Source organism: Arthrobacter sp. B10-11 (genome assembly GCF_033142195.1).
In the GTDB taxonomy this organism is placed as follows: Bacteria; Actinomycetota; Actinomycetes; order Actinomycetales; family Micrococcaceae; genus Arthrobacter; species Arthrobacter oryzae_C.
Window position 1 is genome coordinate 96,319 of record NZ_JAWMTH010000002.1, and the last position, 22,461, is coordinate 118,779.

General features: G+C 68.5%; 18 protein-coding genes. 9 read left to right on the top strand and 9 right to left on the bottom strand.

The features are described from left to right. Positions 1-40 precede the first annotated feature (40 nt). A complete protein-coding gene (locus RW112_RS06165) occupies positions 41-823 on the top strand; it encodes a YcnI family protein (RefSeq protein WP_317780928.1) in 783 nt (260 codons plus the stop codon). Between the two features lie 100 nt (positions 824-923). Beyond that, entirely contained in the window at positions 924-1,556 is a 633-nt protein-coding gene (locus RW112_RS06170; RefSeq protein WP_317780929.1) for a DUF4232 domain-containing protein, read from the top strand. 3 nt (positions 1,557-1,559) lie between these two features. Here RW112_RS06170 and RW112_RS06175 read toward each other — a convergent pair whose 3' ends face one another. After that, the gene (locus tag RW112_RS06175) at positions 1,560-2,030 is read right to left on the bottom strand and encodes a DUF4383 domain-containing protein (RefSeq protein ID WP_317780930.1); all 471 of its coding nucleotides are present in this window, start codon (positions 2,028-2,030) and stop codon (positions 1,560-1,562) included. 142 nt (positions 2,031-2,172) lie between these two features. Here RW112_RS06175 and RW112_RS06180 point away from each other — a divergent pair, with 142 nt between their 5' ends. From RW112_RS06180 to RW112_RS06190, 3 genes are all read left to right on the top strand, one after another. Beyond that, positions 2,173-3,675 (top strand): FAD-dependent oxidoreductase, encoded by a 1,503-nt coding sequence (locus RW112_RS06180; protein WP_317780931.1) that lies wholly within the window; start codon positions 2,173-2,175, stop codon positions 3,673-3,675. A gap of 187 nt (positions 3,676-3,862) precedes the next feature. Further along, positions 3,863-8,881 carry a DEAD/DEAH box helicase gene (locus tag RW112_RS06185; RefSeq protein WP_317780932.1) on the top strand — a complete coding sequence of 1,673 codons (5,019 nt, stop codon included), beginning with the start codon at positions 3,863-3,865 and terminating at the stop codon, positions 8,879-8,881. Continuing rightward, positions 8,874-9,713 (top strand): Fpg/Nei family DNA glycosylase, encoded by an 840-nt coding sequence (locus RW112_RS06190; protein ID WP_317780933.1) that lies wholly within the window; start codon positions 8,874-8,876, stop codon positions 9,711-9,713. Before RW112_RS06185 ends, RW112_RS06190 begins: the two co-directional genes overlap by 8 nt. Here RW112_RS06190 and RW112_RS06195 read toward each other — a convergent pair. Then, complete coding sequence (locus RW112_RS06195; RefSeq protein WP_317780934.1) at positions 9,668-10,324, bottom strand: hypothetical protein; 657 nt, start codon at positions 10,322-10,324, stop codon at positions 9,668-9,670. The genes RW112_RS06190 and RW112_RS06195 overlap by 46 nt on opposite strands. Positions 10,325-10,385: 61 nt before the next feature. Between RW112_RS06195 and RW112_RS06200 the strand changes: the two genes are divergently transcribed. Next, positions 10,386-11,876: a PLP-dependent aminotransferase family protein gene (locus RW112_RS06200; RefSeq protein WP_317780935.1), complete on the top strand. Its 1,491-nt coding sequence runs from the start codon at positions 10,386-10,388 to the stop codon at positions 11,874-11,876. 115 nt (positions 11,877-11,991) lie between these two features. Here RW112_RS06200 and RW112_RS06205 read toward each other — a convergent pair whose 3' ends face one another. Both RW112_RS06205 and RW112_RS06210 read right to left on the bottom strand, forming a co-directional pair. Beyond that, the gene (locus RW112_RS06205) at positions 11,992-12,684 is read right to left on the bottom strand and encodes an SRPBCC domain-containing protein (protein ID WP_317780936.1); all 693 of its coding nucleotides are present in this window, start codon (positions 12,682-12,684) and stop codon (positions 11,992-11,994) included. Further along, positions 12,677-13,309, bottom strand: coding sequence for a helix-turn-helix domain-containing protein (locus tag RW112_RS06210; protein ID WP_317780937.1), 633 nt, complete (start codon positions 13,307-13,309; stop codon positions 12,677-12,679). Before RW112_RS06210 ends, RW112_RS06205 begins: the two co-directional genes overlap by 8 nt. An 87-nt stretch (positions 13,310-13,396) precedes the next feature. Between RW112_RS06210 and RW112_RS06215 the strand changes: the two genes are divergently transcribed. Both RW112_RS06215 and RW112_RS06220 read left to right on the top strand, forming a co-directional pair. Further along, positions 13,397-14,341, top strand: coding sequence for an RluA family pseudouridine synthase (locus RW112_RS06215; protein WP_317781567.1), 945 nt, complete (start codon positions 13,397-13,399; stop codon positions 14,339-14,341). A 53-nt stretch (positions 14,342-14,394) separates the two neighbouring features. Then, positions 14,395-15,012 (top strand): DedA family protein, encoded by a 618-nt coding sequence (locus RW112_RS06220; protein ID WP_317780938.1) that lies wholly within the window; start codon positions 14,395-14,397, stop codon positions 15,010-15,012. On the opposite strand, the gene RW112_RS06225 is transcribed toward RW112_RS06220, so the two are convergent. From RW112_RS06225 to RW112_RS06235, 3 genes are all read right to left on the bottom strand, one after another. Continuing rightward, a complete protein-coding gene (locus tag RW112_RS06225) occupies positions 15,009-15,314 on the bottom strand; it encodes a hypothetical protein (protein WP_317780939.1) in 306 nt (101 codons plus the stop codon). The genes RW112_RS06220 and RW112_RS06225 overlap by 4 nt on opposite strands. 183 nt (positions 15,315-15,497) lie before the next feature. Further along, positions 15,498-18,347, bottom strand: a complete 2,850-nt coding sequence (gene ppc / locus RW112_RS06230) for a phosphoenolpyruvate carboxylase (protein WP_317780940.1) — start codon at positions 18,345-18,347, stop codon at positions 15,498-15,500. A gap of 214 nt (positions 18,348-18,561) precedes the next feature. Then, on the bottom strand, positions 18,562-19,242 hold the full coding sequence (locus RW112_RS06235; RefSeq protein WP_317780941.1) for an NADPH-dependent F420 reductase: 681 nt from the start codon (positions 19,240-19,242) through the stop codon (positions 18,562-18,564). 197 nt (positions 19,243-19,439) lie between these two features. Here RW112_RS06235 and RW112_RS06240 point away from each other — a divergent pair, with 197 nt between their 5' ends. Then, on the top strand, positions 19,440-20,264 hold the full coding sequence (locus RW112_RS06240; protein WP_317780942.1) for a DUF1684 domain-containing protein: 825 nt from the start codon (positions 19,440-19,442) through the stop codon (positions 20,262-20,264). A 74-nt stretch (positions 20,265-20,338) separates the two neighbouring features. Here the strand turns inward: RW112_RS06240 and RW112_RS06245 are convergent, their stop codons facing one another. Together RW112_RS06245 and RW112_RS06250 are read right to left on the bottom strand one after the other, a co-directional pair. Beyond that, a complete protein-coding gene (locus tag RW112_RS06245; protein WP_317780943.1) occupies positions 20,339-21,583 on the bottom strand; it encodes an acyl-CoA dehydrogenase family protein in 1,245 nt (414 codons plus the stop codon). Continuing rightward, positions 21,580-22,422, bottom strand: a complete 843-nt coding sequence (locus tag RW112_RS06250) for an SDR family NAD(P)-dependent oxidoreductase (protein WP_317780944.1) — start codon at positions 22,420-22,422, stop codon at positions 21,580-21,582. Before RW112_RS06250 ends, RW112_RS06245 begins: the two co-directional genes overlap by 4 nt. Positions 22,423-22,461: the final 39 nt, after the last annotated feature.

Below are 22,461 nucleotides of genomic sequence, written 5' to 3' on the forward strand. Positions count from 1 at the left end.
TGCACCCTTGAAAGGCCCTCCTTTGAAAAAGTCCTCACCCATGTCCTTCCGCCGCGCCATCTCCGCAACCGCGGTGGCCGGCGGCACCGCAGCCCTCATGCTTGCCGGTGTCACCGCCGCTTCCGCGCACGTCGGCGTCACCCCGGACAAAACCGACGCCAACGCCTACGCGCTGCTCACCTTCGGCATCCCGCATGGCTGCGACGATTACGGCACCACCAAAGTGACCATCACGCTGCCCGGGGAACTCAACGACGCCCAGCCCACGGTGAACCCGAACTGGACCGTGGAGAAGGTCGTGGAGCAGCTGCCGGAACCGAAGAAGCTGGCGGACGGCGCAACCATCACCAAGCGGACCAGCCAGATCGTCTACACTGCCAAGGCACCGCTGAAGCCCGAACTCCGCGACGCCCTGGTGCTCTCCGTCAAGCTGCCCGACACTGCCGGCAAGACCCTCCATTTCCCCACCCTGCAGAACTGCGAGCAGGGGCAGACGGACTGGTCGGAGATCGCCAAGGACGGCCAGGACCCGCATTCCCTCAAGGCCCCGGCACCGTCGCTCACCGTCACGGCCGCCGCCGCTGACGGGCACGGCAGCCACGCGTCAACGGCCTCGGATACGGCAGCGGAAACCGCCGGCACGGCGCAGGCCTCCTCCGTTAACGGTTCCGTGTCCGACGACGGCGCACAGGCGCGAAGCTGGGCAGGCCTCGTGGCCGGCGTCGGCGGACTTGCCCTGGGCGGGGCCGCGCTGATGCGCAGCCGGAACCGGACGCCCGCCGAAGCCCCGGCTCCCGGCAACGCTTCGGATCCCCGGAAGTAGTGCTCCGGATTGATGCCCGGAAATTACAATCCGGGCATCAATCCGCGGCAGCGGTCGTGGCATCGTTGACTCAGGCAACCGCGGGCGTGAAGGTTGAGCCATGAGGTCTCAGCCAACTAAAAACGGATTTGCCATCACGACGGCGGTCGCGGCCGCCGCCCTCCTGCTCACCGCCTGCGGTCCCAGCCAGCCGCAGTCCCAGGGAACTCCCGGACCGGCCACGCTTACCACCACCACAGCCGCCTCCTCCGCACCGGCAAGCCAGTCGCCCAGCAGCGCGCCGCCGTCGTCGCAGTCCGCTGCGCCCGCCGGTCCGTCACGCTGCAAGGCTGCCAACCTGACGGTGTCGCAGGATGCCACCGGCGGGGGCGCCGCCGGCAGCGTCTATTCCCAGCTCATCCTCACCAACTCCGGCGCCGAAACCTGCCTGCTGCGCGGCTTCCCGGGCGTCTCGCTCACCGCGGACGCCAACGGTGAGCCCCTCGGCGCTCCGGCCCGGCAGGACGGCGCCTCGCCCGTCGCGGACGTGCTGCTTGCCCCCGGCCAGGCGGGAGCCGCGGACATGCGCTACACGCAGGCGGGCAACTACCCGGACTGCACCACCGCGCAGGCCGCCGGCTACCGGGTGTACCCGCCGGAGGAGACCGCATCGCTGTTCCTCGCTGTGCCCCGGACGGCCTGCACCGACGACTCGATCGAACTCCTGACCATTGGCGCGTTCCACACCCGGTAGGAATTAGACCCGGGATTCCCGCAACTTGGCGGGCGCATCGCGGGAGAACGCCACACCGAACCCGATCATTGCCATGCCCAGAATGAGGTGAAGCCAGTTGTCTGCGCTGTTCACGGGGAGGATGTTCACGGGCGAGTCCTGCGCCAGGAACTGCCCGAGGGTCCACAGAACCATGTAGGAAACCCCGGCACCGATAAGGAAGTTCCGGGCGGGCAACGGACGCCGTGACATCAGTACGCCGGCAACCCCGGACAGCAGGTGGATGAGGTTGTGCAGCACGGACACCTGGAAGACTCCGAGGAGCATCGCCTCTGATCCGTGGCCGGCGAACGCCAGCGAGCCATAGTTCGCGGTGGCGCCCGGAATAAACCCCAGCATTCCGAGAACGAACAGCGCCATCCCCACCAGGAGTGACGATTTCTGGACGTTCTTCCGAAAGCCGTATGCGGCGCTGGCGGCCTCGGTTGTTTTCATGGTGCCGCTCCTGTTCCCCGGTCACGCTGCTCATGACATGATAAGTCTACTTATCAACTCCCTTGGTGTCCCGCCGCTGACTCCCGGAAAACGGAGAGCGCGGGGCTGGGACCCGCGGGATCGGGGAAAGGCAGGCAGGACCATGACCTCGCTCTGGTTGGACCGCAACCACGCCTTCCGCAGCGACCAGTTCACTCCCCACAGCACCTTCGACACCGTGGTGGCAGGGGCCGGACTGACCGGGCTGGTGGCTGCACTGCTCCTGGCCCGCTCCGGCCAGGCCGTGCTGGTTGTCGAAGCCAGGAGCCCGGGCGCCGTGACCACCGGCAACACCACGGCGAAGGTCTCCCTCCTGCAAGGCACAGTGCTGCAGGCGCTGAGGCGGCAGTACCCGGAAAAAGTGGTGGCTGCCTACGTCGAGATGAACCGCGAGGGACAGGCCTGGCTGCTCCGGTACCTGGCAAACCGGGGCGTGCCGTTCCAGCACCGGGATGCCTATTCCTACGCCACCTCTCCGCAGGGAACAGAAGTGCTCCGACGGGAGTTGGCCGCGGCACGGGCCACGGGGCTTGCTGCGGAATACGTGCACGATCCCGGGCTGCCGTTTCCCGTCAAAGGGGCAATCCGCCTCGGCGGGCAGGCCCAGATCCATCCCCTGGAAGTCATCGATGCCCTGGTGGACGACGTCCGCTCGCACGGCGGCCTCATCGTTTCGGGGGTGCGGCTGATCGGGCACCGGGGACCACGGGGTTCCGGACCCGTGGAGATCCAGACAGATCATGGGCCGGTGCGGGCACGGAACGTCGTACTGGCCACGGGCACACCGGTCCTGGACCGCGGCCTCTACTTCGCCAAGCTCCAGCCGCTGCGCTCCTATGCGGCGGCGTTCGAGCTGCCCGGAACAACCGCCGTCCCGGACGGCATGTTCCTTTCCGTTGAGCAGCCGGTCCGGTCCCTGCGCGACTATCCCGCCGACGGACGGCGGCTGCTCCTGGTGGGCGGAAACGGGCACCCGGTGGGCAAGGCAAGATCAACACAGGCCTACCTCGACACCCTGATCGCCTGGACAACGGCACAATTCCCGGGGGCCAGCCTCACCCACTCGTGGTCCGCCCAGGACTACCAGGCCACCAACCTGATGCCGTTCTTCGGCAGGCTGCCTCGAGGGCGGGGGCGGGTCTATTTCGCCACCGGTTACAACAAGTGGGGCATGACCAACTCCGTGGCCGCCGCGCTGGATATCACCGCTAACATCCTCGGCACGCGGCTTCCCTGGGCCGAGACCATCCACCACCGCGTCACCTCCCCTGCCGGAGCCGCGTCCGCCACCTCACTCAATGCCGCTGTTGCGGCCACGGCGGCCAGGGACTGGGGACAGGTGGGGCTCAAACGCATGGATGAGGCCCGGGAGCAACCCCAGGAAGGTGCGGGCATTGTGTCCCGCCGCGGCCGGAAGCCTGTGGCAGTGTCCACGGTGGACGGCGTCCGCTGCACACTGTCCGCCGTCTGCACCCACCTCGGCGGCATCGTGCGCTGGAACGACAGCGAAAAATCCTGGGACTGCCCGCTCCACGGCTCCCGCTTCAGCAGCGACGGGACGGTGCTGGAAGGGCCTGCCACGCGCGATCTGCGGCAGATTGACTGACCCGGCAGCGGCCCGGCATGAACCCGCCGGCAGCGCCGCCAATCGTGTCAGTGGCGTAGGGCATGATGGAGGAATGCAGGGAAAGGAGCCCGCCGGCGGCGCATCTGATAGGACACCGTCCGGCGGCACGCCATCAGGCAAGGCACCATCAGGGCCGCCCGCGGGCGGGCCTTCTGCCGCGCCGACCATGGACCGGTTCAGCCAGTCCACCCGAGAGTGGTTCCTCGGTGCGTTTTCCGCGCCCACCCCCGCCCAGAACGGTGCCTGGAACGCCATTTCGTCCGGCTCCCACGCGCTGGTGGTCGCCCCCACCGGCTCCGGCAAGACCCTCGCGGCCTTCCTGTGGGCGCTCGACCGGCTCCAGTCCGCCGCTCCTGCCGAGCCTGAGGCACTTCCCGGCCTGGACCCTGATACGGCCAAAGGCAGGAAACCGAAGGCGCCCAAGCGGAAAACCCGCGTCCTGTACATTTCGCCGCTGAAGGCGCTTGGCGTCGACGTCGAACGCAACCTCCGCGCGCCGCTCATCGGCATCACCCAGACAGCAAAACGGCTGGGACTGCCCGCCCCGCTGATCACCGTGGGCGTCCGGTCCGGGGATACGACGACGGCGGACCGCCGCGCGCTGCTCAGCCACCCGCCGGACATCCTCATCACCACCCCGGAATCCCTGTTCCTCATGCTCACGTCACGAGCGCGGGAAACCCTGGCCGAGGTGGACACCATCATCGTGGACGAGGTCCATGCCGTCGCCGGAACGAAGCGCGGCGCGCACCTGGCGGTCTCACTGGAACGGCTGGATGCGCTCCTGCCCAAACCCGCGCAGCGGATCGGCCTGTCAGCCACGGTGGAACCGCGCGAACTTGTGGCCCAGTTCCTGGCCGGTTCCGCCCCGGTGGAAATCGTGGCCCCGCCGTCAAAGAAGAACTGGGACCTGACGGTTTCCGTGCCGGTGGAGGACATGTCCGATCTGCAGGGGGCATCCGGCGCCTTCGACTCCGGCCCTGCTTCGGGGCTGCAGCCGCAGGCGTCCATCTGGCCGCATGTGGAGGAGAAGATTGTGGACCTGGTGCTGGCCAACCAGTCCACCATCGTGTTCGCAAATTCGCGCCGCCTCGCCGAACGCCTGACTGCGCGCCTTAATGAGATCTATGCCGAACGCCAGCTGGTGGCCGCGGGAGGCGGCTGGGGCGAGTTTGGCGCCGGGGCGCCGGACTTCGAAGCGGTGCCTGCCGGCGGACCTGCGGGCGGCACTCCGACGTCCACGGCAACACCGGCGCACATGATGGCCCAGGCAGGCAGCACCGCCGGCGCCGACGCTGTGCTGGCGCGGGCGCACCACGGCTCCGTGTCGAAGGACCAGCGGGCGCTGATCGAGGACGACCTCAAGTCGGGCCGGCTGCGGTGCGTTGTGGCCACGTCCTCGCTGGAGCTTGGCATCGACATGGGCGCGGTGGACCTGGTGGTCCAGGTGGAGTCGCCGCCCTCCGTGGCCAGCGGCCTGCAGCGGGTGGGCCGCGCCGGGCACCAGGTGGGCGAGGTGTCCCAGGGCGTCCTCTTCCCCAAGCACCGTGCAGACCTCGTGCACACCGCCATCACCGTGGAACGCATGCTGGGCGGCAAGATCGAACGGCTCAGCGTGCCCGCCAACCCGTTGGACATCCTGGCGCAGCAGACCGTGGCCGCCACCGCGCTGGGCTCCATTGACGTCGAGGAATGGTTCTCCACAGTCCGCCGGTCCGCGCCGTTTGCCTCCCTCCCCCGCTCCGCGTTCGAGGCCACGCTGGACCTCCTGGCCGGCCGCTACCCGTCCGACGAATTCGCCGAACTCCGTCCGAGGATCATCTGGGACCGCAACGCAGGCACCATCGAGGGCCGCCCCGGTGCGCAGCGGCTGGCCGTGACGTCCGGCGGCACCATTCCGGACCGCGGTCTCTTTGGCGTCTACATCATCGGAACCGAAGTGGAAGGCTCGGCGTCGCCTTCCACCGAGGGCAAGGCTGCCAGCCCGGGCGCCTCCGCTGCCAAGGGCGGGCGGCGGGTGGGCGAACTCGACGAGGAAATGGTCTACGAATCCCGCGTAGGGGACGTCTTCGCCCTGGGTGCGACCAGCTGGAAGATCGAGGACATCACGCACGACCGCGTGCTGGTGTCCCCGGCCTTCGGCCAGCCGGGCAAGCTCCCCTTCTGGAAGGGTGACTCGCTGGGCCGGCCGGTGGACTTGGGCCGCGCCCTGGGCGCGTTCGTGCGCGAACTTTCAGCGTCCGACGTCGGCCCTGCCACGGAGCGGTGCAAGGCCAGCGGTCTCGACGATTTCGCCGCCAACAACCTGATCCAGTACCTCGCCGAACAGCGGCTCGCCACCGAAGTGGTCCCCAGCGATACCACCTTGGTGGTGGAACGGTTCCATGACGAGCTGGGTGACTGGCGGGTGGTCCTGCACAGCCCGTTCGGCATGCCGGTGCACGCGCCCTGGGCCCTGGCCGTGGGGCAGCGCCTGCACCAGCGATACGGGATGGACGGTTCCGCGATGGCCGCGGACGACGGCATTGTGCTGCGCGTACCCATGATGGAGGACGAGCCGCCGGGTGCCGAGCTGTTCCTCTTCGAACCGGAAGAACTCGAGCAGATCGTGACGGCGGAAGTGGGCGGCAGCGCCCTCTTCGCCTCGCGCTTCCGGGAGTGCGCCGCCCGGGCCCTCCTGCTGCCACGGCAGAACCCGGGCAAGCGGCAGCCCCTGTGGCAGCAGCGCCAGCGGTCCGCGCAGCTTCTGGACGTGGCCCGGAAGTACCCCACTTTTCCCATCGTGCTGGAAACCGTCCGCGAATGCCTTCAGGACGTCTACGACCTTCCGGCGCTGAAGGACATTGCAGCGTCTATTGAGCGGCGTGAGCTGCGGATCCTGCAGACCACCACGCAGCAGCCCTCCCCGTTCGCGAAGTCCCTGCTGTTCGGCTACGTGGCGCAGTTCCTCTACGAGGGCGACTCGCCGCTTGCGGAGCGCCGCGCTGCCGCGCTGGCCCTGGATTCAACCCTGCTCAATGAGCTGTTGGGCCGCGTGGAGCTCCGGGAACTGCTGGACGCCAAGGTCATCGAAGCCACCGAGCGGGAACTGCAGCGGCTCGCTCCGGACCGCCGGGTCCGCGGCATGGAGGGCGTCGCGGACCTGCTGCGCCTCCTCGGCCCGCTGACGCCCGGCGAAGTTGCCGCGCGCCTGGAACCCACCGCCCCGGCGGCGGAGCCCGCGGCTGTTGAGTCCACGGCGGCGGTGGAGCCCGCCGGAACCGCCGCGGCCGAGTCGGCTGCGACCGAGTCCGCGGAAGCGACCGTAGCGGACGCGGCTGCCCACCTCGCCGCGTTGCAGCGGGCCAACCGCGCACTCCGGGTCAACATCGGCGGCGTCGAGCGCGTTGCGGCGGTGGAGGACGCTGCCCGACTGCGGGACGCCATCGGGGTGCCGCTGCCCATGGGGGTGCCGCTGGCGTTCATCGAGCCTGTGGCCGATCCCCTCGGCGACCTCGTCTCCCGCTACGCCCGCACCCACGGGCCCTTCACTGCAACGGAAGCCGCGGCCCGGCTGGGACTAGGCGTCGCCGTCGTCAGTACCGCGCTGAAGCGGCTCGCCGCGGACGGCCGCGTGGTGGAAGGCGAGTTCCGCCCGCATTCAGCGCCCCCGCAACAGGCGCCCTCCCCCGACACCGCGGAACAGGATGCCGCGGAGCCCCACGCACTGCCTGCGGTTTCGGTCACGGCCCTCGCCGGCACCAGTGAATGGTGCGACGCCGAGGTCCTGCGGAAGCTCCGCCGCCGGTCGCTGGCCGCCCTCCGGGCTGAAGTCGAGCCCGTGGACGCGGCGGCCTACGGGCGGTTCCTGCCCGCCTGGCAGAACATCCGGACGCCCGGGAAGGGCCGCGGCCAGTCCGCCCTGCGCGGGCTGGACGGCATCATCACCGCCGTCGACCAGCTCTCGGGTGTGCCTGTTCCGGCGTCAGCGTGGGAACCCCTCGTCCTCGCCAGCCGCGTCAGCGACTACCAGCCCGCCATGCTGGATGAGCTGATGGCCGCCGGCGAGGTCCTCTGGTCCGGTGCCGGTGCCCTGCCGGGCAATGACGGCTGGGTGAGCCTGCACCTCGCGGACTCGGCCGACCTCACGCTGAACCCCGCGCCGGACTACGAGCCGGGAGACGCCCAGCGGCGGCTTTTGGAGCACCTGCAGAACAATGGCGGCGGCTACTTCTTCCGCCAGCTGACCGACATCGCGGGCGGCATGGACTCGGTGCTGAGCGACCAGGATGTGGTGGCGGCCCTTTGGGACCTGGCGTGGGCCGGCCGGATCACCGGCGATACGTTCGCTCCCGTCCGGGCCTTGATCGCCGGCGGCCACACAGCACACCGGCAGGTGGCCCGGGCTCCGCGGGCACGCGCACCCCGGATGAGCCGGCTGGGCCGCGCCCACGGCACGGGCCTGCTGGGATCTGCCGGACTGACCGGCGGCCGCTACGGGTCGGCCGCCGGGGCATCCCCCACTCCGCCGCTGGCGGCCGGCCGCTGGTCCGCCCTGCCGTCGCCCGAACTGGATCCGACCATCCACGCCCGTGCCACAGCGGAACTCCTGCTGGACCGGTACGGCGTGGTCACCCGCGGCTCCGTCATGGCGGAGAACATCCTGGGCGGCTTCGGCCTGATGTACAAGGTCCTGGCCAGGCTGGAAGAGGCCGGGCGGTGCCGCCGCGGCTACTTCATCGAACACCTGGGCGCTGCCCAGTTTGCCGTTCCGGCCACGGTGGACCGGCTGCGGTCCTATTCGGAGGACTCCCAGCTGGCCAAGCCGGAGCCGGTTGCCCTGGCGCTTGCCGCCACCGACCCAGCAAACCCTTACGGCGCGGCGCTGCCGTGGCCGGCGCTCAGCGTCGAAGCCGGCAGTGGCCACCGGCCCGGCAGGAAGGCCGGGGCACTGGTGGTGATGGTCGACGGCGCCCTGGCCCTCTACGTGGAACGCGGCGGGAAGACGCTGCTCGCCTTCGACGACGCCCCCGAGGTGCTGGCCGCCGCAGCTGCAGCCCTGGTGGGAGTGGTCAAACGCGGCGCTGTGGACAAGCTGATCATGGAGAAAGTCAACGGCCACGGCATCCTGGACACTCCGGCAGCCGCCGCCCTGACCCAGGCCGGCGCCTATTCGACTCCGAAAGGACTGAGGATCCGTGCCTGAAGGTGATTCCGTCTGGCGGGCGGCGGCGCAGCTGCACGCCGCCCTGGCCGGACACCAGCTCACGGCCTCCGACTTCCGCGTGCCCAGGTTCGCCACCCTCAAGCTGGCGGGTTGGACCGTCGACGAAGTGGTTCCGCGCGGCAAGCACCTGCTCATGCGGCTCCAGGGCCCGGCGGACGAACGGCTGACCATTCATTCGCACCTGAAAATGGAAGGGGCCTGGCAGGTCTACCCGCCCGGCGGCCGCTGGCGGAAACCGGGTTTCACGGCCCGGTGCGTGCTGCGCACGGCCACGGCAGACGCCGTCGGGTTCTCCCTCGGCATCCTGGAAGTGGTCCGCACCGCGGACGAGGATTCCGTCGTCGGCCATCTCGGGCCGGATCTCCTGGGGCCGGACTGGGACATGGCGGAGGCTGAACGGCGGCTGCGTGCGGCGCCGGACGTTCCCATCGGCGTGGCCCTGCTGGACCAGCGCAACCTCGCCGGCATCGGCAACATCTACCGCTGCGAGGCCTGTTTCCTGTCCGGCATCCATCCCGCGGCGCCCGTTGCTGCCGTAACGGACCTGCCCGCCATGATGGCCACCGCCAAGCAGTTGCTGGAAGCCAACCTGGGGCCTGGCCGGCGCACCACCGTGCTCAATCCGCGCGGAATGCCCGTCGGCCGGATGGCCGGAAGACCTGGATACTGGGTATATAGGCGCGAGCACCAGCCGTGCCTCAAATGCGGCACGCCCATCCGCCGGGGAGTGCTCGCCAAGGCTGCCGGCACCGAGGAACGGGACATTTACTTCTGTCCCACGTGCCAGCCGCTGCCGGCCGGAACCGCCTGATCCGCCCCTGATCCGGGTGCCGGTGGGCGCGCGGCCTCCGGCACGGCGAACCAGGGCAGCAGCACCTGCACCAGCGGTCCGATGGCCAGGGCGTAGACCACGGTTCCCACGCCCACTGATCCACCGAGCAGCCAGCCGGCGGCCAGGACCACGATCTCGATTCCCGTCCGGGACGTCCGCACCGACCACCCGGTCCGGCGAGCCAGCCCGGTCATCAGTCCGTCGCGGGCGCCGGGGCCGAAGCGTGCGCCGATGTAGCAGGCAGACGCAATCCCATTCAGCAGCACGGCCCCGCCCAGCATCCCGATCTGGCCGCCGAGATGCGCGAACTCCGGGATCAGCGCCAGGCCGATGTCCGCGAAGACGCCCACCAGCACGGCGTTGCACAAGGTGCCGAACCCGGGCCATTGCCGCAGCGGAATCCACAGGAGCAGGACGAGGAAGCTGACGATGACAACCACCGCTCCGATGGAGAGCCCGGTCTTCCCGGCCACGCCCTGGTGGAACACATCCCAGGGGTCAAGGCCAAGGCCGGCCCGGATGAACATGGCCAGCGAGATGCCGTACATGGCCAGGCCGGTGAACAGTTGAAGGAGTCTGCGGGTCATCATGGGAACCATCCTCCGCTGAAACTGGCCTTGTAATCCATATCCAGTTTGAGATACTGGCTACATGTCCGGCTCCCTGAATCCCACTGCACTGGCACGCCTCCTCGGCCGGTGGAACCTCGGCGCGGCGCCGGCGTACCGCGAACTGGCCGACGTCGTGCGCCTCCTCATTCTGGACGGCCGCGTCCCGCTGGACACGGCGCTGCCCAGCGAGCGGGCCTTGGCGGCCAGCCTTGGCGTCAGCCGGACCACCGTGACGGCCGCGTATGCCGAGCTGCGGGAGCAGGGTTTCCTCAGCAGCCGGCAGGGCAGCCGCGGCCGGACCTGCATTCCCCGCCGCCTGCCGGGGGGCGCTGCCGGGCCGGGCGCCGCCGAGCTGATCAGCCCGAACGCCCTGGCCGGCGCCCCGGGACTGGCGCCGCCGCCGGGCCTGCTCGACCTTGCCTACGCGTCCCTGCCGGCCAGCGGCGAGGTGGTGCACCGAGCGTTCGCCGCCGCACTGACCGAGCTCCCGGCGCTGCTTCCGGGTTTTGGTTACGACGCCATCGGCATTCCTCCCCTCCGCGAGGCGATCGCTGCGCGGTACACGGCAGCCGGCGTCCCCACCACGGCGGACCAGATCCTGGTGACATCCGGCGCGCAGCACGCCCTGAACATCGTGCTCCGCACCCTGGCCGGCCGGCAGGACAAGGTACTCGTGGACCACCCCACCTACCCGCATGCCCTTGACGCCATCCGGGCAAGCGGAGCCCGCCCGGTTCCGGTAGCGCTCCCCCACGGATCAGGCTGGGACCTGCCCGGGCTGGAAGCTGCCATGGCCCAGCAGCGCCCCAGGATGGCGTACTTGGTGCCCGACTTCCACAACCCGACCGGCCGGCTGATGACCGACCCCCAGCGGCGCCGGCTGGTCCAGGCCGCGTCCGCTGCAGGAACCGTGCTGGTGGTGGACGAAACGCTGCGCGAACTGAACCTCGACGACGCGGGCACGGCCCCGCTGGCCGCCTTCAGTCCTGCGGTGGTCACCATCGGCTCACTGAGCAAGTCGCACTGGGCAGGCTTGCGCACGGGGTGGATCCGGGCAGGCAGCGCACTGATTCAGCGCTTCTCCGCCGCCCGCACCACGATGGACCTCGGCGGGGCCGTGGTGGAACAGCTGGCGGCGGCACACCTGGTCCGGTCGCTCGACGAGCCGCTTCCCGCCCGGCTGGCGGCCCTTCGCGGGAACCGGGCTGCACTGCTTGAACTGATCGGCGGCATCCTCCCCGGCTGGCAGGCGGAACGGCCCGACGGCGGCCTGAGCGTGTGGTGCCGGCTCCCCGCACCGATCAGCACCGCGTTGACCGTCATCGGCCCGGACTTCGGGGTTAGGCTGGCGGCCGGCCCCCGGTTCGGCGTAGGCGGAGCCTTCGAACACTACCTGCGCATCCCTTTCACACTGCCACCCGAGCAACTGGAGACGGCGGTGCTCGCCCTTCGCTCGGCGCAGGAAAAGCTCGACGCCGCGCCCCAGCTCCGGCGCAGCCTCCGGCACACGCCCGCCGTCGCCATCGCCTAGCGGCGCCCCTGACACGCGGGGACCTCCCATGACGCGCAAATTACCTGGCGCCCCTGGTATTCCAGGTGCGCCAGGTAATTTGCGCGTCGCCAGCCGCTTTGCGCGTCGCCGGGTCCTACGCGTAGACCTTCCCGAGGTACTCGCCCCAGGCCCTGGCTGTGGCTTCGGAATCCCCGCCGCCGCTGAAGTCGTGGACGGTCATGCCCACCGGGGCGCCAAAGACGTTGCGCCCGAAGAAGCGGTACATGGCATCGGCGGTCCGCAGGCCCAGGAAGTTCTCGTTGGAGAAGTCCACCTGCCCGCTCAGCCGCCCCACGCCGTCGAGCTCCACATCAAAGGTGTCCCCCTGCGACGCGGCGTCCACGCCGAGTGCCTTCTTCAGCCGCACGAAGCCATCGGGCACCTGCGAAGCCGCGGGACCCTGGATGTCCGTAAACACCACGGGCCGGCCGTCGAAGTACTGCAGGTACTGGCCCAGGGTGTGGAGGTAGAACTCCGTGTGCTTGCTGGCGCCGTCATACTGCTCGTCCCAGTTGTCGGCGAAGATGCCGCTGTGCACGTAGTGCAGCCTGGCACGCCCGCCCTCGAGCGGCTCCAGGACATGCTCCAACTGGTTGAACCAGCCGTCCGGCCCCTCCATCCGCGACACGAGGTGCTGCGGGTACTCCTCGACGGTTTTCACATCCGGCCACTGGTCCGTGGGGAACATCCAGCCGGGCGTGCCCTTGGTGACGGCCTCCCAGACCCGCTCCGGAGTACCGGGCAGCTCGGTGTCGTAAACAATCTCGAATTTCCGGTTGTCAGTCATTGTCCTGCTCCTGTTCCTTGTCCCCGCGCGGGGTGGTTTTGTGTGGTTCCTTGAGTGCCGGGTGAAGCGCGACGACGAGCCGGTGCTTCCGCCCGGCCGTCCCGCCGCCGTCGTGGTACTTGTCCACGAGCCGGGTGACCGCAACGCCGAGCTCTTCGGCGAAGGCAGCGCGGTCCGCGGCCGTGCGGAAGGTGATTTCGCCGTCGATCGCGAAGGTGGCGAGTTTCTGCCGCGCGGCGGCCGCCCCGGCGATGAGCTTCCCCACTTCCTGGACCATGCGTCCGGCGAGCGCGAGCAGCCAGAAAGCCGAGAACCGGTCGGCAAACCGGTGCGGATCGGGTGCCACGGACGCCAGGGCAACGGGCGAAATGAGGTAGGACGCCGCGGTGGCCTGCAGCACGCGCTCCGTGACGTTTCCTTTGCGGCGCTCCTCGACTAGCTCCACCAGGCCGTGCCGCTCCAGCGCCTTGAGGTGGTAGTTCACCTTCTGCCGCGGCAGCCCCACTTTCGCGGCGAGCTGCGTGGCCGAGCCCGGCTCCGCCAGCTCCCGGAGGATGCGGGTCCGGATGGGATCCAGGGAGGCTTCCGCCGCCGCCGGGTCCTCGATCACTTCGATGTCCAACATGGTTTAAGTATCGCCACCGACAATTTTATTTGTCAAGAACTATTTGACCGTCGGCTCGTTGTCCCGGCAAAGTAGAATGGACCGGTGATGCAATCCCCCCTCCCCGTGCGCGACGGCGTGAACGCGACCCGCCTGCGCCTCCCGGACGAGGGGCCGTGGGACACCGCCATGGACTACATGATGCACCGCTGGGGCCACATCGACCCGCAGGGCATCGAGGACCGGTTCGACGCCGGCGAGATCGTGGGCGAGGGCGGCGTCCCCCTGGACCGGCGCACCAGGCTCGAGGACCACACGTTCATCTGGTACTACCGCACGCTCCCGCCGGAGACGCGGCTGCCCGTTGAGCTCAGCATCCTGCACCAGGACCACCACATCCTGGTGGTGGACAAGCCCCACTTCCTGCCCACCACCCCGGGCGGCACCTACATCCAGGAGTCGGCCCTGGTCCGGCTCCGGAACCAGCTGAACCTCCCGGACCTGATCCCCATGCACCGGCTGGACCGGATGACGGCCGGCATCCTCCTGCTCTCCACCAACCCGGAGACCCGGGGCAAGTACCAGGTGCTGTTTGAGAAGCGCCAGGTCCAGAAGGAGTACGAGTGCGTGTCCGCCGCGGAACCGGCAGCGGGACATCCCGCCGTCGACTTCCCCGTGGTGGTCCGGAACCGGATGACCAAGTCCCGCAGCTACCTGCTGGCGGAGGTCGTCGACGGCGAACCCAATGCGGAAACCCGCATCGAACGGCTGAAAACGTTCGACGCCGGCGCTTCAGCGGGTGCCCCGGAACGGCGCGCGCTGTACCGGCTTGAGCCGCACTCGGGAAAGACCCACCAGCTCAGGGTGCACATGGCGTCGCTGGGGCTGGGGATTGTGAACGATGCCTTCTACCCCGACCTGCTGGACAAGGCGCCGGACGATTACACCAGGCCGCTCCAGCTCCTGGCCCGCGGGATCCGATTTGTGGACCCCATCACCAAACAGCCGGTGGAGTACCGCAGCCGGCTCCAGCTCAGCGAGGCCCCGGCCTAGCCCTGCCTCACGGCCGGCAATCCGCGGGCACGAAAATGCGGTACCTTGTGCCCATGGACCTCGCCAATGCCGACACCTGGGGCGCCGCGATCTATTTCTGGATCATCCCCATCGTCCTTGGCGACGCCATTTTCCCGCCCGTCCCGTCCGAAATGGTGGTGATCACGGGCGGAGCACTCTCCGCGGAAGGCCGCGCGAACTACCTGCTGGTGGGGCTCCTGGCCGCGTTGGCTTCGTGGATCGGCGACGTGGTGGTGTTCCAGCTCTTCAAGCGCCGGCTTAGCCACGTCCTGGACCGCTGGAGGTGGGGCCGCAAATTCCACAGCGGCATCCATGCGGCTATCGCCAAGGCGGGCCGCTCCACCACCTACGGAGCCATCATCGGCGTGCGGTTTATCCCAGGCGGACGGCTGGCGACGTCGGCAGCCGCCGGCATCGCCGACGTCACCACCCGGGCGTTCAGCTTCTGCGCCGCACTCGGCGCCGTTCTCTGGGCCACCTATCTCACGGGGCTCGGCTATTTCACCGGTTCCGCGACCAAGCTGCCGTTCTGGGCCAGCTCGCTGATCGGTGTCGCCGTCGGGCTGGTGATCGGCGGGGTGATAGGCATGGTTGTCACCCGCCGCCGCGGCAGCCGGTCGCCCGTGGACGAGCCCGGCGACCCAGCTTAGACGGGAGCCCAGCGGCCGCGGCTGCGGCGGAGCACCAACAGTGAGCCCGTCACCGCAACGCGTTCGACGGCGTCGCGCATCATCGCGGCCGACTCCCGTGCCTGGCTGTTCTCCCCTGTGTACTCCGTTGGCTCCACCAGGAAGCGGAGATTCAGCTCGGGCACGCCGCCGGCAATCTGCAGCTGGTTCGATTCCACGTGGTGCCTTGTTCCGAGGGCTTCGACTGCAGCGGCCATCACGGCCTCGGGAGCGTTGCCAGGCTTCAGCCCGGTGATTTTCAGTCTGGTCTGGAACGAAGGCATGCCATCAACCCTAGCCCCAGGACGCTCTCTCACCTTTCGCCGCTTAGATCCAAACGCTCTCTCACCTTTCGCCGCTTAACCCCAAACGCTCTCTCACCGGGTGAGAGAACGTTTGGTGAAAACCCTCAGGAAGTGAGAGAACGTTTGGTGGAAACCCGCAGGAAGTGAGAGAGCATCGGGGGGTTATCCGGTGTTGCGGAGGCCCGCTGCCACGCCGTTGACCGTGATGAGCATGGCCCGCTGGAGGCGCTCGTCGATCTCGGCACCGGACATGCTCCCGTCCTCGGAACCTTCGGCCCGGATGCGGCGCATCAGTTCCACCTGAAGGTAGCTGATGGGGTCCAGGTACTGGTCGCGGATTTCGAGGGAGCGCTTGAGGGTGGGCTGCGCGTCGAGGAGCACGTGCTCGCCGGTGAGGTTCTGGATCTCCGTGACGGTGAGCTCGTATTCCTCCCGGATAGCCCGGAACAGATGGTGCAGCTCTTTCGGGACCAGCGTGGAAACGTAGTAGCCGGCAATGTCCATGTCCGTCTTGGCCAGCGTCATTTCCACGTTGGACAGCACCGACCGGAAGAAGTGCCAGCGGTCCATCATTTCCGCGAGCTGTTCCGTGTTGCCGGCCTCGCGGGCCGCCTTGAGCCCGGAACCGACGCCGAACCAGCCCGGCACGATCTGCCGCGACTGGGTCCAGCCGAACACCCACGGGATGGCGCGCAGCCCGCCCAGCCCGGCGCCTGAGTCCGGGCGCTTGGAGGGACGCGAGCCGATGTTGAGGGAACCGAGCTGTTCCACCGGGGTGGAGGCCATGAAGTAGGCCGGCAGGTCAGGGTCGTCAATCAGCGAGCGGTACCGCGCGAAGGCGGCATCGGAGATGGTCTCCATGACGTGGCCGTAGCGCTCGCGCTCGTCCTCGGACGTGCGGGGCGTGCGGTGCAGGGCGGAACCCTGCATCACGGCAGCGAGGGACAGCTCGAGGTTTTCGCGTGCCAGCTCCGGCAGCGAGTACTTGTCCGAGATGACTTCACCCTGTTCGGTGAACTTGATTTCACCTTCGAGGACGCCGTTCGGCTGGGCCAGGATCGCGTCGTAGGTGGGTCCGCCGCCGCGGCCCACGGACCCGCCGCGGCCGTGGAAGAGGCGCACCCGGACGCCGTGCTTGGCCGCGACGTCCCGCAGCTTCCGCTGGGTCTTGTGGATTTCCCACTGGCTGGTCATGACGCCGGATTCCTTGTTGGAGTCCGAGTAGCCAAGCATGATTTCCTGGACGTCCCCGCGCAGCCGCACCAGTTCACGGTACGAGGGATCGGACAGCAGCTGGTCCACGATCTCCGCCGAAGCCCGCAGCTCCTCCACGGTTTCCAGCAGCGGCGCAAAGCCGATCCTGGCGTACGGCGCATCGCCGAAGAGGCTGACGAGTCCGGCCTCGCGGGCCAGCACGGCGGCCGCGAGGACGTCGTCCGCGCCGCGGGTCATGGAAATGATGTACGTCTCGATGACGTCCGGGCCGTAGGTCTTCAGGGCGCGGCGGATCTCACGGAAGACGTCGTACGTGCCGTCAGCGACGCCGTCGAGCTTAATCGGATGGCCGGACAGCGGACGGCGGGACCCGAGTTCCGCCCCCAGCACTTCCAGGCGCTCGGCGCGGCTGAGTTCGGAGTACCGCAGGCCGGGGCCTCCGAGCCGGTCCATGAGCTGACCGACGGCGTCATGGTGGTGATCGGCGTGCTCGCGGATGTCCAGGGTGGCGAGGTGCAGCCCGAAGGAGGCGATAGCGCGGCGTACCCGCGCGAGCGCACCGTCGGCGGCGAGTCCGGCGTGGTGGTTGCGCAGCGACTTCTCCAGCAGCCCGAGCTCGGCGAGGACATCGGCTGTGGACGTGTAGTCCCGGCCCGGCTGGTGCGACGAATTGGCCCCGACACGCTTGGCCGTGTTGAGCAGCTTTGCCTTGATGCAGGTGAGCTTTAGCCGGTACGGCTCCTGCGCATTGAGCTCCAGCACCCGGCGGTCCAGGCCCGGGAGATTGGTCAGGTCCGTGTCGATTGAGTCCAGCAGTTCCTGGTCCGCACCGGCCAGCGCCGTGGAGTTGGACAGGATGGCGATGAGCTCATCGATCATGGCGATGCTGATGCGGACGGCGTGCTGGTTCTGGATCTGCAGGATCTCGCGGGTGACGGCAGCGGTGACGTTCGGGTTGCCGTCGCGGTCGCCGCCGATCCAGGAGCCGAAGCGGATGGGGGCCTTCTGCGACGGCAGCGTGACGTTGTGCTCCTCCAGCAGCTCGGACAGGTCCGAGAGCATTTCGGGCATGGCGTCGGTAAGGATGCTGTTCAGGTAGTAGATGGCGTTGCGGGCCTCATCCACCGGGGTGGGCCGGACCTGGCGGAGCTCGTCCGTCTGCCACATCTGGTCGATCACTTCGGCGAGCTGGCGGTCCTGGCGCCGGCGGGCGGAGGTGCCTTCCTCGGTGGTCACCGCCAGGACATCCGAAAGCCGGCGGATCTTATCCAGGACGGAGCGGCGGGAGGCCTCCGTGGGGTGGGCCGTGAAGATGGGGCGGACATCCAGCTCGTTAACCACTTCCTGCAGCACGGACGGACCCGCCTGGCTGGAAATCTCCGCCACGGCCTTGGCCAGCCAGCCGTCCTTTTCCTGGCGGGTCCGCAGTCCGCGGACCCGGTGGACCTGCTCGGCGGCGTTGGCCAGGTGGAAGTAGAACGCAAAGGCGCGGACCAGGTCTGTAGCCTGGTCGATGGGCAGGGAGCCGAGCAGTTCGCGGACCTGGGCAACGACGTCGTGCGAGCTCCAGGGTCCGGTGGCATCAGCGCCGCCGCGGGCGGCTTCCTTGGATTCCTTGGTCAAAAGGCGGACCTGCTCCACAAGGTCGAGGAGTTCGGGGCCGTGCTGGCGGACCAGCGATTCGCCCAGCAACGTGGAGACGCGCCGGACGTCCGCCCGGAGTTCGGACGCCAGATCGGCGCTGGCGAGGTCAGTGCCCGCGAGATGGGAGCCTGGATTTACTGCAGTGTCAGCCATGGAAACTATCTTTCGAGGGTTCGGACTTGGCTCGTACACTGCGCTGGATACTGTGAGCCGGGTTACGTGTTCCTATGGGATGTTACCCGGCACCGTTGCGGCGTGGGAATTTGTCTCAGATAGTGTTCGTGCCCTTGACGTCTGCCGCGGCGCCTGTTTTATTAGGCGCCGCGGGCCAGCACCGTCAGCACCAACTCCACGCCCTCGCCCCTGCTCAGCGTGCAATCTTGAAGTTGAAGTTTGCCGTCCCCAGCGCACCCCAGAGCCGCAGCCAGACAGGCAGGAGCATCTCGGCGCCGCGGGCCGTGGTGATGTCCCCCAGATCAATCACGTCCTGGTGCCCAAGGCTCTTAAGGAGCGTGGTCACCTCGCGCTTGGCCTCGGAATCGTTGCCCGAGACGAATACGGAATGGTCCCCACCGGCCGCGCGTCCGGGGTCAACCATCAGGTTCGCGTTCATCGTGTTAAGGGTCTTGACCACTTTGGCTTCGGGGAACGTCCGCTGGATCAACTCGCCGAGGCTGTCCGTGTTGACCGGGCTAAGCGTCGGCGGCATGCCGTGTGAGAAGTCCAGCGGATTCGCGATATCCACCAGGATCTTGCCGGCAAGGTTTTCCGATCCCGCGGCGGAAAGCGCAGCGACGGAACCCGCGCCCTCGGTTGCGTTGATGACCAGCTCGGCGTCGGCCGCGACATCGGCAAAGGCAACCAGGCTTACATGCGGGTGGTCCTTGAGCCACTGACCGAAGGGAGGAGCCCCCATGGCGTCCGGTTCCGTGCGGGCCAGCGTGGCCTGTGGGTCGCGGGTTCCGACGGCGATTTCATGGCCGAGTCCCGCCAGCGCTCCGGCCATCGTCCGGCCCACAGTGCCGGTTCCCAGTACAGCAATTCTCATGGCGATCAATTCCCGCAATCCGTCGACGTCGACAACTCTGTCTGGCCGTGCGTTCCGCACGCGTTGCTTGACCGTATCAGGCAGGCGAAAAGGCGGCAATGGACCTGCGGCGCGTGAGCGTCGCCCGAACTGAGCGGAATGCTGCGGGGCGGCGTGCGGTTGTACGGTGGGCCAAAAGACTTCCCTTTGGAGGACCCATGAACATTGCCCCTGACGCCCAGCTGGAACGCTGGAACCGTTTCCGCGCGAACCGCAACAAGGCGCTGGCCGGCGAATACGGCTGGTTGACGCTCACGTCGTTCCAGTGGCTGGAAAGCCGGCCCGCCGCCGTCGACCTTGCCCCGGGGCTCTGGTCCACGGACGGCACGACGGCGTTCCTCACCGCCGCGGCGGCGGACGGGCTGACGCTGGTGGAAACGGGCGAGGCCGTGGACGGCACGGTTTCGGCGGTGCTGGCCGATGAGGAATCGCTGATGTGGGTCCAGTACGGCGGCGACGACGGAAAGCAGGTGGTGGTGGAACTCGCCATGCGGGCGGACAAGTACGCCATCCGCACCCGCGATTCCCGCTCGCCGGTGTTTACGGAGTTCAACGGTGTGCCCACCTTTGGCTACCGCCCGGACCTGGTGATCGAGGCCGAGTTCCGCCCGTATCCGGAGCCGGTGGACGTTCCGATCAGCACCGCCAACCCGCTGGTGGACGGCGTGCACCGGACGGTGGGCGAGCTGGTGTTCCGGCTGCCGGGCAAGGAGCACGAGTTCCACCTGCACGCCGAAGAGGAGAAGCTAGGCGCCCTGACGGTCACGTTCCACGACGAAACCAATGGGGACTCGACCGATGACTGGCGCAAGGTGTCAACGCCAAAGCCACGCCCTGACGGCACGGTGGTCCTGGATTTCAACCGCGCCATCAACTACCCGAGCGCCTTCACCCCGTACGGAACGTGCCCCATGCCGGTGAAGAACAACAGCCTGGACTACCGGATCGAAGCCGGCGAGAAGGACCCGATGATCGCCGACTGAGCGCGAACTGAGCGCGAGCGGACAGTTGCGGCCCCGGTTCCGAGGGCCCCCAAGTGTCCGTTCGCGCTGAGCACTCAGACGATCGCCGATACCCCGGTGACGGCGCGGCCCACGATCAGCGTGTTGATCTCGAACGACCCCTCGTAGGTGTAAATAGCCTCGGCGTCGGCGAAGATCTTCGCCATCCGGAAGTCCGACACGATCCCGTTCCCGCCCAGGATGGACCGCCCCATGGCCACGGTTTCGCGCATCCGGGCGCTCGTGTACGACTTTGCCAGCGCCACCTGTGCCATGTCCGCACTGCCTTCCTGCTGCAGCTGGGCGATCCGGACCATCATGCCCATGCTGGCCACGGCATTGCCCAGCATGGTGACCAGCTGCTGCTGGATGAGCTGGAACTTCGCCAGCGGACGGCCGAACTGCTGGCGTTCGACGGCGTGCAGCCGGGCGACGTCGAACGCCGCCAGCTGCTGGCCCACCGCCTGCCACGCCACCATGATCCGTGACCCGCGCAGCAGTTCGTTGGTGTCCTCGAAGCTTTCGATGCCGGCGAAGCGGTCCGCCTCCGCCACCCGCACGTCCCGGAAAACGATGTCCGCATTCTGCACGGTCCGCAGGGCGATCTTGTGTTCGATCCGGCTCCGGCTGACGCCCTGGAGGTTCGCGTCCACGATGAATCCCCGGATGGCGCCCTTCCCCTCCGGCCCCTCAGCCTCGTCCCGGGCCCACACGAGCATGTAGTCGCAGAACGTTCCGTTGCCGATCCAGCGTTTGGCTCCGTTAAGGATCCAGTAGTCGCCGCCGTCGTCCGCTCCCGCGGAAACGCGGCGCGCCCGCGTTTCCATTCCGCCGGCCACATCGGAACCGTGCTCCGGTTCAGTCAGCGCGAAGGCGCCGGTGGTGCGGAGGCTGGCGGCGTCGTCGAGCAGGCGGCCTTTCTGCTCCTCGGAACCGAATCCGTAGAGGGACTCCACAAAGAGGTCGTGGTGCACCAGGAAGAACGTCGCGATGGACGTGTCCACCCGGGTAATCTCGGCGATCACGAGGCCCGCGAACAGGTGGCTGTAGCCCCGCTGGGCAGGGGCGCTCAGTTCCAGGGCAGCCAGCTTGGGCAGTATGTGGGCCGGGAACTCGGCGTTGTTCCACCACTCGGTGGCGAACGGCGCCACCTCGGCCGCCAGGAACTGCCTCAGCTCAGCCAGTTTCAGACGCTCCCGTTCGCTGAGCAGCGCCTCAAACCCGAAGAAGTCGGCCGTGGGCAGGGAATCCACCGAGTTCGAGGCCGGGGGCTCCTGCCCCGGGGTCACCGGCGGCGTCACTTCGGCCCCATCCGGATGGCGCCGTCAAGGCGGATGGTTTCGCCGTTGAGCATGGCGTTGTCCACGATATGCGCGGCCAGGTTCGCATACTCGGCAGGCCGGCCAAGCCGGGACGGATGCGGGACCTGCTTCCCCAGCGAATCCTGTGCCTCCTGCGGCAGTCCGGCCATCATGGGGGTTTCGAAGATGCCCGGCGCGATGGTGACCACGCGGATCAGGGACCGGGCCAGTTCACGCGCGATCGGCAAGGTCATGGCTGCCACCGCCCCTTTGGACGCGGCGTAGGCGGGCTGGCCGATCTGGCCGTCGAACGCGGCGACGGATGCGGTGTTGATGATGACGCCGCGCTCGGCCCCGCCCAGTTCAGTCACAACGGGTTCGGTGGCAGCCATGGCGGCGGCCGCGAGGCGGATCACGTTGAAGGTGCCCACAAGGTTGATCTGGATGACCCGGTTGAACGTGTCCAGCGGCAGCACGCCCTCGCGGCCGAGGACCTTCCCCGGGGTGGCAATGCCGGCGCAGTTCACCACGATACGCAGCGGTCCCAGGGCGACGGCGGCGTCGACGGCGGCCTGCACCTGGTCTTCGCGGGTCACGTCGGCAGGGACAAAGACGGCCGTTCGGCCGGTCCCGGCTCCGGCACCACCCGACGCGCCGGCCCCGGCAGTTCCGCCCGGACCGGAGCCACCGTTCAGCTCCGCGGCAAATGCCTCGCCCCGGGACGACGGCAGGTCCAGCAGCACCACCGAGCCGCCGGCGTCGACCAGGCGCCGCGCTGTGGCGGCGCCCAGCCCGGAGGCTCCGCCCGTAATGAGCGCGACAGTACCTTTGATGTCCATGCATCCTCCTTGATGTGGAACCGAACCCGGCGTAACGCT